The following is a 16,515-nucleotide window of genomic DNA, read 5'->3' on the forward strand; positions in this document are numbered from 1 at the left end:
GGCCTCGAAATGAGTATTCGCTCGACGTTCACACGCGGCGCGCAAGCGCTGGAAAACCCCGTGTTCGACCGGGACGACTTGCCCCTGCTACTGGTACTACCGGGGCTGTTCCTGTTCTCGGCGTTCATGTTCTATCCCATCCTCTACTCGGTGTACCTGTCGTTCACGGACGCGACGAACCTGACGCTGTTCACGAACAACTTCTCGTTCGTCGGCTTCGAGAACTACGCGAACGTGCTGTTCGGCGCGCCGCACTTCAAGCTGGTCCTCTTCGGGTTCAGCACAACCCTCCCGCTCAACGAGGGCTTTTGGAACTCGATGGGTATCTCGTGGCTCTTCGTCGCCACCAGCGTCTCGCTCAAGGTCGCGCTGAGCATCGGCATCGCGCTCGTGCTGACCAACCCCTACGTCATCGGTCGGCGCTACATGCGCTCGCTCATCATCATCCCGATGGGCCTGCCGACCATCTTCACCATCACCGTCTGGCGCGGTATCTTCAGCAACGCCCGGTACGGGTTGGCGAATCAGGTGTTGAATGGACTCCATCTCCAGCCGATACTGTGGCTCGACCAGCGCTGGACGGCGTTTCTGGCCTACAACATCACCGAGGCGTGGTTGGCCTACCCGTTCATGGTCATCATCATCGTCAGCGCGCTCCAGGACGTTCCCGAGGAACTCCACGACGCGGCGATGGTGGACGGCGCGGGCTTCTTCAACCGATTCCTGCACGTCACGCTCCCGTCCATCAAACGCCCCGTCCTCTTCGCGTCGATTCTGACGGCGGCGGCGTCGTTCCAGCAGTTCCTCATCCCGTACGTGATGAACAAGGGCGGTCCGCTCCGCCAGAACGAACTGCTCATCGTGTACGGCTACCGCGAGGCGTTCCGCTTCGACAAGTACGGCAAGGGGGCCGCCATCATGACCGCGACACTCGTCGTCATCAGCGGCTTCATGTTCCTAAACGTCAAACGCGGCCGCCTCGCTGAGGGGGTGGACGAATGAGCGACGGCATCCTCGCCGGGTTCGCGGACGACGTTCGACACGTCCTCGGCGCGCCGGGTCGCACCCTCGAATCGGTTCGGTACACCGTCGTCGGTCTTCGAACCGGCGAGGTGTCGTCGCGTCTCGTCGCGGCGAAACTCCTCGCCACCGCGTTCGCGCTGCTGATGGTCGGAGCGTTGCTGTTTCCCATCTACTGGATTTTCCTCGCTTCGCTCTCGGGAAGCGGCGGGTCGCTCTACAGTTCGAGCGGCATCCATCTCCTCCCCAAGAAACCCTCGTTCGACGCGTACCTCTGGGTGCTCGGCGGGATGGAGATTCCGAGCTACACCGTCGCTATCCACATGTTCGGGACGGAAATCGCGCTGCACACGCCCGGCGTCTCGACCACGGTGAACTGCGCCCGATTCGACGGCTGTTCGGAGTTCCCGCTATTCCTCTGGAACAGCTTCACCGTCGCGGTGCCGACCGTCATCCTGACGATGGCCATCGTGATTCCGGCGGCCTACGCGCTCTCGCGCCGGAAATTCCTCTTCCGGTCGAAGGTGCTCTACCTGTACGTCCTGTTCACCCAAATCGGCGGCGGGCTCGGCGTGGCGGCGCTCATCGCGCTCTACGCCACGTTCGTCCAATTCGGCCTCGACAACAGCAAACTGGCGCTGGCGGCTTACTACGCGGCGACGGCCGTCCCGTTCAACACGTGGCTGTTGAAGACCTACATGGACAACATCCCGACCTCGTACGAGGAGGCGGCGATGATGGACGGCGCTCCCTCGTGGCGCATCGTCTGGGAGATAATCATCCCGCTGTCGAAGGCGGGGCTGGCGACGGTGCTCGTCTTCAGCTTTCTCACCGGCTGGACGGAGTTCATCGTCGCGCAACTCCTGCTCAGCACGAGCAAGTACACCCTTCCCGTTGGCCTGTACAGCCTCGTCGGGCAGTACTCGACGCCGTGGGCGCGGTTCTCGGCCTTCGCGCTGACGTTCGCCACGCCCATCGTGCTCGTGTACCTGTTCGCCCAGCGCTACATCGAGAGCGGGCTCTCGTTCGGCGGCATGGAAGGCTGACCGGACGGGAGCAGTCGCCAACGATTTGTGAAGGAATTCGAAGGAGACGAATTCCTTCCGATTACTCGGGTTTCGCATCTTCGGTATTCGTGTCGTCTTCGCCGCGGATTTCTCTCCATTGTACGAGAAAGAACGTGAACACGCCCCACACGCCGAAAAAGAACATCGACGTGCCGAGTGCTTTCGGACCTGTCACTCCAACCGCAATGGTTCCGAGGAACGAGGCGCACACGAACAACAGAAAGACGAGAAGGTCCAATCGTGTTCGAAGCTCGCTATCCATGAGTTCAGATATCTTTTTTCAAAATTCAATCTTTCGTTACCTATTTTAATGTCTCGCTGCCGAACTCCCCGACCGCTCGAACCGGCGCGCCGTCCGCGTCTTCCACCGACAGCGGGAACGCCGAAAGTCGAAACCGTCGGGGAAGGTCGTCGAGGTTCGTCAGATTCTCCACGATGAGGTGGTCCGTGCCGAGGAGTTCGTGGTGGGCGGGCACGCCGTCGGGTTCGTCGTCTCTCGCGTTCTCGGTTGGCGTGGGGTCCACGTTGAGGGCGTCGATGGCGACGTGGTAGTCGCGGTCGGCGCACCACGCCGCCGCGTCGGCCGTGAGATACGGGTGGTCGAAGTAGGCGTCCGTTCCCCAGTGGTCGTCCCATCCGGTGTGGAAGACGAGCAACTCGTCGTCCGTCGGGTCGGGCAGGTCGGCCCGTTCGATGGGTTCGCGTGGCGCTTTGTCGCGGACGTCGATGCGGAGGGCGTCGAAGGCGAACGTCTCGACGGGAAACGAATCGAGGGTTCGACCGTCGGGTTCGGTGTGACTCGGCGCATCGACGTGCGTCCCGCTGTGGGTTCCGAGCTCGAGTTTGGTGACGCGGTAGCCGTCCGCGTCGTGCGTCGCGTGCGGGGTTCGTCCGACCGTCGGGTCGCCGGGGTACACCGTTGTCGCGGGGGTCAAGGGATGGGTACAATCGCGGAACATCCTCACCCGGTTTTCGCGTCGTCGCGGTAAAGTCCCGCCGCTCGAGTTTTCACTCAAATCCCCGTATAACTACCACTCACTCCTTCGATTACGGATTCCGTGTTTCGATAGAAATATACCGCGAGGATAGACAGTTATAGCAACGCGCACATGAGTGATTCAAATCTGACAAGAATTCCGACCGGAACGTCGGGTCTCGACGAGATTCTACGCGGGGGGGTTATCGCGGAACGAAGCTATCTCCTTCGTGGCGACCCGGGGACGGGGAAGACGATTCTCGGGATGAAGTATCTCACCGCCGGTGTCGAGTCGGACGAGACGGTGCTGTTCGTCAATCTTGAGGAGTCAGAAGACGACATCCGCGACAACGCTTCGACGCTGGATATCGACCTTTCGGACGTTCACTTTCTCGATTTGAGCCCGGATTCGGACGTGTTCGTGGACGAGCAATCCTACGACATCTTCACGCCCAGCGAGGTCGAACAGGAACCGCTCACGCAGGCGATAACCGAGCGCGTCGAATCCATCGACCCCGACCGGGTGTTCATCGACCCGCTCACTCGCCTTCGCCATCTCACGTCCGACGAGTACCAGTTCCGAAAGCAGGTCATCGCATTCATGCACTACCTGAAAGAACAGGGTGCGACGGTCCTGTTCACGTCCCAACACAGCGACGAGTCGTCCGACGACGACCTGCAGTACATGACCGACGGCACTATCGAACTCGAACACTCCGCGTACGGTCGCACCATCCGCGTGCCGAAGTTCCGCGGGTCGTCGGTCAACGAGGGCGACCACGCCATGCGCATTACGGACGGAGGTATCGCGGTGTTCCCGGAACTGAACCCCGCAAATCACTCCGGGAAGTTCGAACTGGAATCCATCTCCTCCGGCGTCCCGGAAGTGGACCAACTCCTCCACGGCGGCTTCGAGCGCGGCACCATCACCATCCTCAGCGGACCGACCGGCGTCGGGAAGACGACCGTCGGAACGCAGTTCATGAAGGAGGCCGCCGGGCGAGGAGAACGCTCCGTCATGTACATGTTCGAGGAGATGCTGGAGACGTTCCGCGAACGGAGCGAGAACATCAACATCCCGGTTCGGCAGATGGAAGAACAGGGATCGCTCTCCGTCGAGGAGATGAAACCCCTCGACTGCTCGGCGACCGAGTTCGCTCACCGTGTTCGAACGGACGTCGAGGAGAACGACACCAGCATCGTCATGATAGACGGTATCGACGGCTACAAACTGTCGCTCCGGGACGACGACGAGCACGTGCTGGTCCGCAAACTCCACACCCTCTCTCGCTATCTGAAGAACATGGGGATCACCGTCATTCTGGTGGACGAAATCGACACCGTAACCGGCGAATTTCAGGCGACGGAGGCGGGAATCAGCTATCTCGCCGACAATATCGTTTTCCTCCGACATCTCGAAGTCTCCGGCGAGATGCGCAAGGCCATCGGCGTGCTGAAAAAACGGACCAGCGACTTCGAACGGATGCTCCGCGAGTTCCAGATCACGGAACACGGTCTCAAAGTCGGCGAACCGCTGACCGAACTCAGCGGCGTTCTCTCCGGCTCTCCCGAGTTGGCACGGGAACGTTCGGAGTCGGCCGATGAGTGAGGCGGCCCTCATCCTCGCGCTGGGAAAACGGGAGCGAAACCTCGAACTCCTCGCCGACCTCCTCAAAAACGGCGGCTACGACGTCGAAATCGCGACCAGCATGGACGAGTTCGACGCCCTGCTCGAACAGCGTGACGACGTTGCTCTCGCCGTTCTCGACGTGGACGGCTTCACGGAGGACATCTGGAAGCGCTGTGAACAACTCAACGACCGCGATATTCCCATGCTCGTCCTCGCGGCACAGATTCCGCCCGCGATGCGCCAAAAGGCGGTCAGCCGGGGTGCACAGACCATCCTCGAAAAGCCGGTCGATAAGGCGGACTTGCAGGCGACGATACGCGGTTTGATGGAATACATCCGCATGAACCGCTAACCTGAACGGGGCTTTCGAGATACCGCCGAGTTTCGAAGATTTCTGTTTTGCCTTCTCTTGCGTCGAGCCTACTTTGCTCCCGTCTCCCGGAGCTGGGTTTTGGCGGCCGTCGAAGGAGAGTAGATGACGATGCGTACGCGTCCCACCGGGAACCATGGGGCAGCATGGGACCACTGGGCGGCGAGGGCCGAAGCGGGTCGTCGGGGGAGACGACCGTGGGGGATGGCTGCCGGGGGAACCGAACAGCCGGGGCGGCGAGGGCCGAAGCGGGTCGTCAGGGGAGACGACCGTGGAGGGTGGGTGTGGTGGGGCGCTACGTCGTCATCGATTAGTTCTTCTGGGGATAGATAATTCAGTTCTACCATGTGACTGTCGATAGTATTGCAACTCACCATACTATCGATACTCACGACTCTGTTTCAACTCACTATCCGATTCTAACTCATAACACTACCTCGCAGTCGTTCGGTTTCCGTCGTTACAGTTTATGTCGGAACGCACGCAGCACGTCGTGGCCGGTTTCGGTCAGCGTCACCTGCTTTTGTCGTCCGACCTTTCTAACTTCGATGTAGCTGTCGCGTTCCAGCGGGTCGACGATGTTCGCGTTCAGCAGGGCGAACTTCGCCTTGTCGTTCGCCGGGTTGCTGTCTGCGATGAACGACAGCTCCTCGTCCTCGGCGTAGCTGATGAGGTCCTTCTTCTTCGGGGTGTACACGTCCGTGTTCGCCTCTTCGAGGTAGTGCATGACGGACACTTGGTCGTGCGTCGGCGATTCGATGGGATAGGTCGGCAGTACCTCCTCGCCGACGTACCCGTAACTCTGGCGTTCGTTTCGGTCCGCGTACGCGTAGCCTTCGGGGTGGACGTAGTACGCCGTCGCATCGGTCGCCATGCAGGCGATGGCCGCGCCGACTGCCGAGAGCTTCGACCCGCTCGCGACGTTCACCCGAACGATGTCGTCCTCGTGTTCGGAGACGAGCGTCGTGACGATTCCCAGAACGTCGTAGATGTCCATCAGGTCGACCGTCCGCGACCGAACCTCGATACCTTCCGCGTCGAGTTCCTCCTTCAACGCGCCGTGATACTCGGGATTTCCCGGACTATCGTGTTCGAGGAGATAGAGGATGTCTACCCCGTGTTGCTTCACGGGACCCAAGATTCGGTCGTACTCGAATCCGAGCGGAGCGATATGTACCTCGTCGATGGACTGCATAGCGGATTCGTTCGCGCGTTACCCGTTAAAACCGCTAGATTTTCCCGCTGTCGTACGGGTCAACGGTCGGTGGTGGTTCCCCGGACACGCCCCCTCTTCTGTCTATTAACTTCAATAACTATTAAGTGCTTTATTCTCGAATATAATATCGCATGAAAATAAATTCGCTATCGGAGCGCGTCAAATCGAACCCCCGATTGCTCGGTGTCCTGTTCGCTGCGACCCTCATCTTGCTCCAAGTACAGTGTGTCGCCGCGAACTTCGCGGATATCAGCCCCGGTCCCTGAGCGACGTCGCTTACAGGTCCGACGTCGATAGCTCGTCGCTCCAGTGGAGCCTGCCGTTCGCTTCGACCGGCATCACTTCCGCGTCGAGCGCGGCATCGAGTTCGTCAGCCGATAACTCGAACGCCCGAACCGTTCCCGACCCGATGTATCTCTGTTCGTCGAACATCGGCGAGAGAACCGTTCCGAGACCGTATGTTTGCGTCGGATACGCGACGGGCGTGACGACGTAGCCGTCCTCGTTCGGTTCCACGTCCAAGCGAATCGGCTGTCCGCTTTCGCTCTGACACAGAGTCAACGCCCCGTCGCCGACGACGAGATAGCGATGCTTGTCTACCAGTTGTGTTCGTGCGATTTCGAGCGCCACCCGAAGCGGGAATCCCGCATTGAGCAACCGGGCGAGCGCCTTCCCGACCCGCGTCGCGGCGGAGTTGAGCACGGGGGACATCGTGACGACGCCGCCCTGACTTCCCTTTTCTATCAGCGCGGCCCCCTGTTCGTACGAGCGACAGGCGTTTAGCAGGAACGCGTTCGCCTCGACGCTCGACAGCGATTCGGCATCGAGATGCCCGTCCGGACACCGAAAGCCGTCCGAATCCACGTGGCCGATGAAGTGGACGAAATCCGACGGCAGGGAGAGCAGTTCGGCCAACTCGTCGCCGGTTAGCTGGTGGTGTACCGATACGTTCGATTCGACGAAATCTCGGACGCCGTATCGCTCCGCTACGTCCTTTTCGTCCTCCATCGTCTCGTCGTTACAGACGACGTGAACGGTTAGCGTCGAGTCGTCCGGGTCGGGTCTGTCGAGGCGTCGGTACAGCGATTCGAGCGTGAGTTTGTTCACTCCCAAGGGATAGCCGTTCCCTATCCACGCGTGTTCCGCCGTCGGTACGGACGCCACCTGAAAGAAGTCGTCGTCGTCCCACCGCCAGTCGCTCGCGCTTCTTGCAAAGTCGTCGAACGCCTTCGGGGGTTCGGTGACGCTCCTCTCCGTCGGATTCGACGGGGTTCGACAGAACGAAAGGTCGTACGCAACGAACGGAAGCGCTTCGACGTTCGCCTTCGTCGGCACGATATCCGTCGTCAGGTTCCAGTCCATCGCTACCGATTCGACCCGTTCGAACGGCAGCGAAAGCGCCTTCTCCACCCGTTCGGCGAGCGGTGCGTCGTACAACGACTCGAAATCGACGTCCATCCTCGACTCAACCCGTTTTCGCTCGTACAGTTCGACGTCGTAGAACCCCTCCGTCCTGGCGAGACAGTCGAAGAAAAACGTCCGTCGGAGTATCGAATTGACCGTCGCCTCGTAGCCGTCCGCTCCGTCGAGCGACTGCTCGAAATCCCCAGCGACGAGCCGCGGTTCGTCCCCCGCGACGATTTCGGCACCGAGATAGTACGCCAACGACGACGCGGCGTACACCCGCGTTCGCTCCGGCGGCAGGACGAGCGTCACGTCCGTTTCCGGCGGCTCGATTTCGGCCGGAACCGAGAACGTCTCCCCGCGTTCGATGAGCGGCGGATGTCCGCGCAAGGTGGGAAACGACCGCTCGGGCGAGAGCGTCTTCAGTGCGGACCCGAACAGCGAGACGGCCCGCATCACGTCGCGTACGTCGTCCGTGACGGTTATCGTCCCCGCCGGGTGCTCGTGAAGCGAGCGTGCGCCGACGCGGACGCGCGTCGTTCCCTCACAGTGAACCGTTACCGCGGTTTCCCCCCGTTCGAGTCGAAATCCGCCTTCGAACGCGAGGTAGAGCTTCATCGACGTGCTGTTGAGTTCGAGGAGGTAGTCGCCCGTCGGGAACTCGTTGCCGTCTATCCTCGTGCTATCGGCGACGAGCTCGCCGGATTGCGTCCAGACGAGCGGCGAGACGAGCTTCGGAATCTCGACGCTCGCGGTTTCGAATCCGACGGCGGCGTCGACGGGAAAATAAAATCGGCCCGTCCTCGTCTGTACCGGGGTTATCGGCTCGGGAACGTACAGCTCGAACCGGGTGTTCTCGATCGGGTCGCTGATTTCGAGCCCGGTCCGTCGGGTGAGCGTTTCGAACTCCATTCGAACGGTGACGGGTTACAAGCGCACCCATATAGTCGTTTTATCGAACGCCGGGACGTGCCACCGTTGCTCGGGCGGTTGTCCGGGCACCTGCCTGAGTTCGATACGGGCGTCGAACAACGGCGAAAGCTCGTCGACGAGCGGGTCATCGTCCGGCTTGGGTAGGTGGTAATGGGCCATCCCGTGATGGTCGGCGACGATTTCGGCCGTCCCTTCGGCGAACTCTTGTATCGAATCCCGGTCGTCTCGAACGCCCAAATCGACGCCGATGCGGAGTTCGGCCGGGTCGAGTCCGTCGAACTCGTCGTCGTAGAAGTCGGCCGCGGCACCGATTTCCCGTCGAATCCCGTCCAAACCGTCGGTTTCTCTCATCGACACGTCGCTCAACGCGCTCGGCCTGGCCGAGCGCTTTTCCCCCGCTCGCTCGACGATCCAGAGACGGTCGTCGGCCACCGAGAGCGAGTCGGGAATCCGACTGGTCGTATCGAGGAGCGCGAGAACGCGGTAACGCCGGTCGCCCTCCCCGAACAGGGTTTGGGTCGCCCGTGCGGTGACGGTATCGGGCACGTCCCCGGTGATAAGCAGGTTGCTTCCCCGTCTTTTTAGCTCGCGGAGATAGCGCACGAACTGGCGCGGGGAGTCGGCAAATCGTGGCCAGCCGGAATTCATGTTATATCAAACTCATACAACTAACGAAATAAATGTTTCGTCACTCCGTGTCGGTCGCGAGCAGTAGGGTGAACGAAACGACCGCGACCAACAGCAGCGCGAGCGCGATGTAGCCCCGCCACGAACTCGTCGGGAGCGACACCGGACCGACGAACGAAAGGGTTCCGACCGCGAGGCCGACGCCGAGGCCTGCAACGAGCAGTCCGCCGGTTGCGTGGGCGATTTCGCCGCGCCTGGTTTCCGCGGTTCGGCCGATTTGCAAGCCGACTTCCGCCGCGTGGTCGCCGACGTCCCTGACGACGAGGGCGGCACCGACCGCACAGAAGACCACGACCGGCGACGCGCCCAATCCCGCGGCGACGAGCGCCCCGAGGAAGAGTGTCGCGCCGCCGAACGCGAATCCGCTCGCCGAATCGAGCGCGACCCACGGGCGGACGGTCAGGACCGCCATCACCTGCGCCATCACGAGCGACAACAGCACGCCGGTGACGCTACCCGTGATGACCGTCGCCGGGCCGAGTTGCTCGACCAACTGCCACGGTTCCGCGGCCGCGAACCGCGACCCTATCGCGGGGACCAGCATCGACACCACGGCGACGACGCCAGCCAACGCGACCGCGGCGATTCCGCCGGTCGCGAACGCGAGCGTTTGCGGCGGTTCGTCACCCATCCACGCGATGATGACATGTTGTGCACCTCTCGCGGCGAGGACCACCAGTTCGAACAGGATGACCACGCCCACGACGCTCTGGAGGATTCCCGAACCGACGGTGAACCGAACGACGTCGCCTAACACCGACAGCGCCGTGAGCAGGCTCTCGAACCACCGCGGTCCCCAACCGGAGAACGCGACGACGACCTGCAGCGCGAGGAATATCCAGTACGGCGTCGGCACGGTTTCGAGTCGGAAGCCGAACGGTTCGAGAATCCGGTGGCGGAGGGTCGCCGTCGTCGGAAGCCAGTCGTCCAGTATCGGGACGACCCAGTGGAGCAACTCGACGGCCACCAGACACCCCATCTGGAGGGCGATGAGCATGGCGAGCGCACTCGACGTGGCGCTTCCGACGAGTATCGCGCTCCCGACCCGCCCGAGCGTTCGGAAGACCGTTGCGTGGATGCTCGCCGCGAGGAGCGTTCCGACGACGAGCACCGCGAGGGACCGACGGAGCATGAGATACACCGGATAGCTGACCCCCGACGAGAGGGAGACGGTCGCGTTGAGCGCGACGGCAGTCACGCCGAGTCCGAGCAGGAGCGAGAACAGCGGCGGCGTCCCGAGTCCGAGGGACACGGTGAGCGCTATCGCTCCGCCGACGATGCCGAGGCTCCCGGCCGCTCGCCGTTCGTTCGCTGCCGACTGCATTCCCATCGCACCGAGCGCGATGCTGACCGCGCCGACGACGCCCGCCGCGACGCTGCCGAGGGTGCCGGTCCCCCATCCGAGCAGGAGCGCGGTACAGGCCGCGATGACGCTCGCCAACGCGCCGCCGAAGCGCGTCGAACTGTGGTCGACGTCCGCGTTCACGCCGACCACCTCGCGCTCTTTTCGACCGCCGTCGCAAGCGGTTCGTCCGGCGACCAGTCGATGGCCCTGATGTTCCCTCGTCGAATCTCGTTCAGTCGCTCCGTCCGGGCGATTTCGGACACCGCACCGCCCGGCGTTTCGGTCCCCGTCATGTCCGGGGTGACGACCGTCACCGCGTGTCCGTACGCGTCGAAGCGCTTCGCCACGTCCACGGCAGTATCGTCGGCCAGCGGAGAGAGGAATATCACCTGCGTCTCCGAGGACAGCCGTTTTCGAAGCCGTTTGAACCGCCGCTCCATCGTTCGCTCGTTGCGCGACGACCCGAACAGTCCGCTGGCACTCGACAGCTCTTTCGGCGTCTCGACCTCTTCAAGTGTCGCACGGACGCGGGCGACCTGTTCCCGCCCACCGCCCGGCGGGAGGAACAGTTGCTGTGGCCCGTACAGCGCGACGCCGACGCGGTCGTTCTGCCGGACGAGCGCGTTCGCGATTCGCTCCGCGGCGTACACCGAGAGGTCGATGGCGTCGGGTTCGCCGGACCGCCGAGCGATGCTGGCGGCCGAGCGGGCGTCCACGAGGAGTAACACCGCCGCCGCTCGACTCTCGCGGAAGTTCACCGTCGTCAGTTCCTTCGTCCGGGCGAACCGCTTCCAGTCGATTCGGCTCATCGGGTCCGACGGCCGGTACTCCCGCGTCGAGTGGAACTCGATGCCCTCGCCGCTCGCGTCCGTCTCGATGTGCCCCGGCGTCGGGGTGGTCAACTGCGACAGCGGCACGTCCTCGACGAATGTATCACAGGTTATGGTGGCCGGAAGGGTTCGCTTCTCGCGGACTTCCCGCGTCCCGCTCATGGATTTCGCGACGAGCGTCGTCGGGCCGAACTCGTGGGTCCCGCGCTGGCTTCGAACCGCGTAGGAAAACGACACGGTTTCGCCCGGTCCCAAACTCGCCCCGTGGCGCGGCGACCCGTCCACCACGGCGAGTCGTTCCGGCACGCCGTCCACGATACGAAGGTCCGCAATCGCGTCGTCGCCGTCGTTTTCCACCGTGAGCGTGACCGTCACGTCCTCGCTCGGCCGCGGCGACCGCTCTTCTACCTCGCGGTCGAGTTCGACCGACAGCTCCGGCGCCCCCGACGTGAACTGATAGGCCGCGTAGACGAACCCGACGACGGACGAGAGAAACATCACGGTGTTCCCGGTGACGACGCCCGCCGCACCGGCGAGCAGGGCCACCGTCATCCCGGCGTTCAGTTCGGGACCGCTGCTCATTTCGATTCACCGCCGTTCCGTTCTCGCAGTTCGGACACCGCCCGTTCCGCGCGGCGGTCGAACGTCTGCCCGCGCGCCCAGTCGGTGATACGCGTTCGAAGCGGGATGTCGGCGCTCGATGCGCCGAAGAAGGCCGCCGCCCGCGGGTCGTCTGTCCACGACCCGTCTTCGAGTCGGTCCCTGGCGTCGGTTTTCGTGTATCCGTCGCCAGCGAGCGTCTCGACCGCGGCGCGTCTGACGTGTCGCCGCGTCGTCGCCCGCCGACTGCGCCGCTCTCTGGACTCCAGACCGAGGTTGCCGGACAGGCCGAGGCCGTCGTCCACGTCCGACCCGCTCGTCCGGTGTTCGTCGTGGTGCGCCCGTTCGGGGTCGGTTCGCGGCTGCCAGACTTCGTCCCGTTCGTCCGTCACGCCGTCGCCGAGCGACCAGATGGCGAGCAGTCCGCCCGCACCCGCGAGGAGGAGCACCGTCGTCGGGTCCGCGAGCCACCCGACCAACGGTTTGACGGTCGATTCCGGAACGGCCCACGGCGCGAAGACGACGACGAAAGCGAGCAGCAGCGAGGTGACGCCGACCGTCAGCAGGAGGCGTTCGCGGCTCCGGCGGTTCCTGAACGTCCCTCCGACGTACCCGGCGACGCGTCCGACGGCGCGCCCGACGAGACGCATCATTCGCCACCCTCCCTGAATCGGTCGATTTTGTCGAGCGCCGCACGGGCGAGTTTCGTGCGGTTCGCCGTCGGCGGCAAGCTCCCGTATCGAACCTCGCGGAAGGTGTCGGTCAACTGACGCACCGCGTCGGCGGGGTAGCCCCGCTGAATCGCTTCGCGTGCGTACTCTCCCGGCGTCGTCGTTCGCCGACGCCTGACCGGGAGGTGCTCGGTCATGGATTCCCACGCCTCTTCGATGCTCGGCGGGCCGCGTTCTTCGGGTTCCGCCGGTGCGGTCCCCCCGTTCGTCGCGGTTCGACCCGTCGATTCCCCGTCGGAACGGCCGGATAGGGTGGGTCGGGAGACCGCCTCGGGAATCGAGAACAGGCCGCTACCGACGCTGCCGATGGCGAAGAGCGTCCCGCTGAAGCCGCGTCCCATGACGGCTATCGTCCTCCCGAGCGCCGAACCGAGTCCGACGGTGCTCGCGGCGAGGCCGCGTCCGACTTCGCCGAGCAGGTCGATGGCGTCGTCCGCGAGTCGCGGAATCGACGCGGAAAATCCGACGACGAGGCCCATCGTTCTGGCGGGTATCTTCCCGACGAGTTCGCCGACGGAAATCCCGCGAACCGTGAGCGGTATCGCGCCGTCGCCGTCCAGCGCGAGGGTTCCCCTCCGGAACCCGACGGCGAGGAATGCGCCCCCGACGAGGACGAGGATTCCGACCGTCTTCCCGAGTATCTGCAGGAGCGGGGTCCCGTTATTCGCCGATTGCGACGCGCTCGCCGCCGTCGTTGTCGTGGCCGTTTCCGAGTCGGCCGACCCGTCGCTCGACTCGCTGTTCGTCGTCGTTTGCGCCGTCGTCGTTGCGACCGTTCCCGGGTCGGACGGGTTTCCGGCGCTGACGGTCGAGCGACTGCCAGTGCTCGGCGCACCCGGAGTATCGGCGCGGTTGCCGCCTCCCGGACCGGCGGGGTACGACCCGAATCCGGTAGCGGGGAACAGCGACGCACCGAAGACGACCGCGAGGACACAGAGGGCGATGAGGGCGGCGCGGAGGCGATTGCGTTCCACAGGTGTTGGGTTTCTTTCCCATCAGGCAAATATCTTGCTTCCCAACTGGACACGTCTTTGAACCAACATTCATGTGGTGCGACCACGACGAGTTACGTACGACATGTCACGAGACCCCGCCCTGACTCGGCGAATCATCGCCACCCTCGCGTGCGTGCTGTTCGCAGACTTCCTCCTCGTGGGTTGTGTCGCGTTCCTCCTCCGCCCGTGGCTCGCGCCCGTCGCAACCGCCCTCCCATCCGGGCTGGGATGGCTGGCGCTCGTCGTCCCAGCGACCGCGGCCGTCGCGTGGGCGCAACTGCGATACACCCGTCGCGAAGCCCTCTCGTCGGTCGATGCCACCGTCGTCACCGACGAGGAGTACCCCGACCTGCTCGCCCGCGTTCGACGGCTTGCGACCGGCGCGGACGTCGCGGTTCCGACCGTCGCCGTCGCCGAGACGGACGTGCCCAACGCCTTCACCGTCGGGACGCCCCGACGCGCGACGCTCGTCGTTTCGACCGGCTTGCTCTCCGCGCTCTCCGCCGACGAACTCGACGCGGTGCTCGCCCACGAACTCGCACACGTCAAGAACCGCGACGCGATGGTGATGACCTTGGCGACTTTCCTCCCCGCACTGGCGGGCGACTACTCCCTGCTGGAGGACCTCGGTCTGTCTCGGTCGGCCCGGCGGACCGTTTGGCTCGCCGCCATCGGCCTCCTCTACGTTCCCAGCGCGGCCGTCATCGACGCGCCGCTATTCGGTCTCCGCTACACCGTCACCTACGTCCTGCTCGTCGCGTTCGTCCTGCTGTTCGGCGGGGCCGCCCTCGGTCTGCTGGCGATGCCGGTCGTCTCGCTCGCCGGTCGCCTTTCCCACGACCGGGAGTTCATCGCCGACCGGGCGGGCGCGACGCTTTCTGGCAGTCCGTCGTCGATGGCCGGTGCGCTCAGGACGCTCGGCGAGGACGCACCGGCCGCGCCCGACCGGGACGCCCGCGCCGTGGACGGCGTGAAACAGCTCTGTTTCCTCCCCGGCGGGTTCGGCGACGAGGGCGGCGCGCTCGAATCGCTCCCGATTTCGGTCCAAACCCATCCGCCCGTGGACGACCGCCTCGATGCGCTTCGTTCGCTCACGGCCGACTCCGACCGCTGACCGATTTGGCCACTGACCGCTCTGGCGGTTATCGTCCCGAAAAAGACGACGCGACCGGTCGCCACGTCGTTTCGTCCGCCGATTCGTTCCGTGCTTCTACTTCTCCTCGGCCGTTTCGATATGTTCGATGGCCGAATTCATCGCGTTTCGTTCAGCGATTCGATTCGTTGCCGGACCGACGTGAAGACGCCCGCCCACTTCAGTTCGAACAGCCCCCACGTCAGGAGCGACAGGGTGCCGACGAGGACGGCGAACAGTTCGGGAACACCGATCCAGACCGGCGTGATGTACATCAGGCCGTTGAGGTACTTGCCGGGAATGGCGTCCTTGACGCCGATCCAGAACTGATTGACGACCCCGTTCGACCTCGATTTGAGCGCCGCTTTCTGCGCGCTCGGGCCGCTCGCGCTCTCGTCGCCCGTTCCGAGCCGTTCGGCTTCGTACGGGAACGCTATCTGAACGTCCCAGACGATTTTCCCCTTCTCGTTCACCTCGAAGACGCGGTTGCCGTTCGAGTCGGTGATGAGGGTGTGACCGTTCGGCAGGCGGTCGGCGTCGCGGGGCCACTGCATCTTCGAATCCTGCCACGTCCACGTCCGCTCCCACGAGCCGTTCTCGCGCTGATACTCGACCACGCGGTTGTTCTCGGAGTCGGCGACGAGTTCCGCCGGGCCGCCGTTCGACTCGTTGATGAAGTCGGGGTTGTGCTGCTCGTAGAGGACGTCGTAGTCGTCTTCCTTCCCGAGCGTCCAGTTCTTCTCCAACCCGCTTCCACGGTCGAGGAACAGCACCCGGTCGTTGTTCCGGGCGCTGACCGCGATTCGACCGTCGTCGAGGGCTTGGACGTTGTTGATGTGCGTCCAGTCGTCAGGATACGGACCGCCGGTTTTGCTGGTCGATAACGCGTCGCTCGCGTTCCACGTCCACCCGACCGTCCCGCTCGTCGCGTTGACGATGAACACGCGGTCGAGGAAGATGTCCGCGACGACGAAGTGCGTCTCGTTCAGGCGGTCGACGTCGTGATACCGGGTGGCTTCCTTCCCCGGCGTGACCTCCGACCAGATGGGGGTGACGTCGCCGGTCGTCAGGTTGACGCGCTCGATACCGTTCCGCGTACAGGCACCGACCTCGCCGTGGACGTCCATGTACGTGTTCCACGTCTCCTGATCCACGTTACGCCGCGAGAGGTTCCAGTCCGTCGGACACTCCGCTTTCTTCAGGTGCTCCGCGTAGGAGTACTCGACCGTCGTCTTCGTTCCCTTCACTGGGTCGACGTCCCAGTATCGCGTGTGGGAGTCGTTGTAGTACAGAATCGACCCGTTCGGGTTGAACGCGACGAGTTCCGCCCGCGCTCGCGGGCCGCTCGCCTCGCGGCCGAGCCACGAGTTGGAGTCGGTTGCGATCACCGTTATGTTCTGACGGGGGGGGACCATTTGACCCGTTTCGGCCCTGATTTCGGACTGTGTTTTGCCGCGGAAATCCGCGGAACTTCCGGGGTTCGTGGCGTACGCGTTCACGACCGCGAGCCCGGATAGTATCACCAGTCCGGCAAAGAAGAGCCGAAGCATCCGCTTTGATACCATTACCCCCTTCTATT

16 protein-coding genes are annotated in these 16,515 nt (G+C 63.7%); 6 read left to right on the forward strand and 10 right to left on the reverse strand.

Translation table 11 applies throughout. The annotated features are described in order from the left end of the window. The first annotated feature begins 9 nt into the window (after nt 1-9). Together V5735_RS16745 and V5735_RS16750 are read left to right on the forward strand one after the other, a co-directional pair. Nucleotides 10-1,002, forward strand: a complete 993-nt coding sequence (locus V5735_RS16745; protein WP_423746251.1) for a carbohydrate ABC transporter permease — start codon at nt 10-12, stop codon at nt 1,000-1,002. Continuing rightward, nucleotides 999-2,066: a sugar ABC transporter permease gene (locus tag V5735_RS16750; protein WP_423746252.1), complete on the forward strand. Its 1,068-nt coding sequence runs from the start codon at nt 999-1,001 to the stop codon at nt 2,064-2,066. Before V5735_RS16745 ends, V5735_RS16750 begins: the two co-directional genes overlap by 4 nt. 61 nt (nt 2,067-2,127) lie before the next feature. On the opposite strand, the gene V5735_RS16755 is transcribed toward V5735_RS16750, so the two are convergent. Continuing rightward, the gene (locus tag V5735_RS16755) at nt 2,128-2,349 is read right to left on the reverse strand and encodes a hypothetical protein (RefSeq protein WP_423746253.1); all 222 of its coding nucleotides are present in this window, start codon (nt 2,347-2,349) and stop codon (nt 2,128-2,130) included. Nucleotides 2,350-2,389: 40 nt separating this feature from the next. Beyond that, nucleotides 2,390-3,046, reverse strand: coding sequence for a cyclase family protein (locus V5735_RS16760; RefSeq protein ID WP_423746254.1), 657 nt, complete (start codon nt 3,044-3,046; stop codon nt 2,390-2,392). Between the two features lie 150 nt (nt 3,047-3,196). Between V5735_RS16760 and V5735_RS16765 the strand changes: the two genes are divergently transcribed. Both V5735_RS16765 and V5735_RS16770 read left to right on the forward strand, forming a co-directional pair. After that, nucleotides 3,197-4,672, forward strand: a complete 1,476-nt coding sequence (locus V5735_RS16765; RefSeq protein ID WP_423746255.1) for an ATPase domain-containing protein — start codon at nt 3,197-3,199, stop codon at nt 4,670-4,672. Continuing rightward, entirely contained in the window at nt 4,665-5,045 is a 381-nt protein-coding gene (locus tag V5735_RS16770) for a response regulator (RefSeq protein ID WP_007978150.1), read from the forward strand. The genes V5735_RS16765 and V5735_RS16770 overlap by 8 nt, the downstream gene beginning before the upstream one ends. A 478-nt stretch (nt 5,046-5,523) precedes the next feature. Here the strand turns inward: V5735_RS16770 and V5735_RS16775 are convergent, their stop codons facing one another. Continuing rightward, complete coding sequence (locus tag V5735_RS16775; RefSeq protein WP_423746256.1) at nt 5,524-6,258, reverse strand: DUF6293 family protein; 735 nt, start codon at nt 6,256-6,258, stop codon at nt 5,524-5,526. A gap of 152 nt (nt 6,259-6,410) precedes the next feature. Here V5735_RS16775 and V5735_RS16780 point away from each other — a divergent pair, with 152 nt between their 5' ends. Next, nucleotides 6,411-6,545 (forward strand): DUF7503 family protein, encoded by a 135-nt coding sequence (locus V5735_RS16780; RefSeq protein ID WP_007978153.1) that lies wholly within the window; start codon nt 6,411-6,413, stop codon nt 6,543-6,545. A gap of 10 nt (nt 6,546-6,555) precedes the next feature. Here the strand turns inward: V5735_RS16780 and V5735_RS16785 are convergent, their stop codons facing one another. From V5735_RS16785 to V5735_RS16810, 6 genes are read right to left on the reverse strand one after another with little or no spacing between them, the layout of a single operon-like run. Further along, nucleotides 6,556-8,595: a hypothetical protein gene (locus tag V5735_RS16785; RefSeq protein ID WP_423746257.1), complete on the reverse strand. Its 2,040-nt coding sequence runs from the start codon at nt 8,593-8,595 to the stop codon at nt 6,556-6,558. 15 nt (nt 8,596-8,610) lie between these two features. Beyond that, nucleotides 8,611-9,264, reverse strand: coding sequence for a DUF7504 family protein (locus V5735_RS16790; RefSeq protein ID WP_423746258.1), 654 nt, complete (start codon nt 9,262-9,264; stop codon nt 8,611-8,613). A gap of 40 nt (nt 9,265-9,304) precedes the next feature. Beyond that, nucleotides 9,305-10,789, reverse strand: a complete 1,485-nt coding sequence (locus V5735_RS16795) for a DUF7519 family protein (RefSeq protein WP_423746259.1) — start codon at nt 10,787-10,789, stop codon at nt 9,305-9,307. After that, the gene (locus V5735_RS16800; protein WP_423746260.1) at nt 10,786-12,060 is read right to left on the reverse strand and encodes a DUF58 domain-containing protein; all 1,275 of its coding nucleotides are present in this window, start codon (nt 12,058-12,060) and stop codon (nt 10,786-10,788) included. The genes V5735_RS16795 and V5735_RS16800 overlap by 4 nt, the downstream gene beginning before the upstream one ends. After that, a complete protein-coding gene (locus tag V5735_RS16805) occupies nt 12,057-12,731 on the reverse strand; it encodes a DUF7269 family protein (protein WP_423746261.1) in 675 nt (224 codons plus the stop codon). The genes V5735_RS16800 and V5735_RS16805 overlap by 4 nt, the downstream gene beginning before the upstream one ends. Beyond that, nucleotides 12,728-13,783 carry a DUF4129 domain-containing protein gene (locus V5735_RS16810; protein WP_423746262.1) on the reverse strand — a complete coding sequence of 352 codons (1,056 nt, stop codon included), beginning with the start codon at nt 13,781-13,783 and terminating at the stop codon, nt 12,728-12,730. The genes V5735_RS16805 and V5735_RS16810 overlap by 4 nt, the downstream gene beginning before the upstream one ends. Nucleotides 13,784-13,886: 103 nt before the next feature. Here V5735_RS16810 and V5735_RS16815 point away from each other — a divergent pair, with 103 nt between their 5' ends. After that, nucleotides 13,887-14,918 carry a M48 family metalloprotease gene (locus tag V5735_RS16815; protein WP_423746263.1) on the forward strand — a complete coding sequence of 344 codons (1,032 nt, stop codon included), beginning with the start codon at nt 13,887-13,889 and terminating at the stop codon, nt 14,916-14,918. A gap of 137 nt (nt 14,919-15,055) precedes the next feature. On the opposite strand, the gene V5735_RS16820 is transcribed toward V5735_RS16815, so the two are convergent. Beyond that, nucleotides 15,056-16,501, reverse strand: coding sequence for an arylsulfotransferase family protein (locus tag V5735_RS16820; RefSeq protein WP_423746264.1), 1,446 nt, complete (start codon nt 16,499-16,501; stop codon nt 15,056-15,058). Nucleotides 16,502-16,515: the final 14 nt, after the last annotated feature.

This window comes from Haladaptatus sp. SPP-AMP-3, from assembly GCF_049568665.1.
Classification (GTDB): domain Archaea; phylum Halobacteriota; class Halobacteria; order Halobacteriales; family Haladaptataceae; genus Haladaptatus; species Haladaptatus paucihalophilus.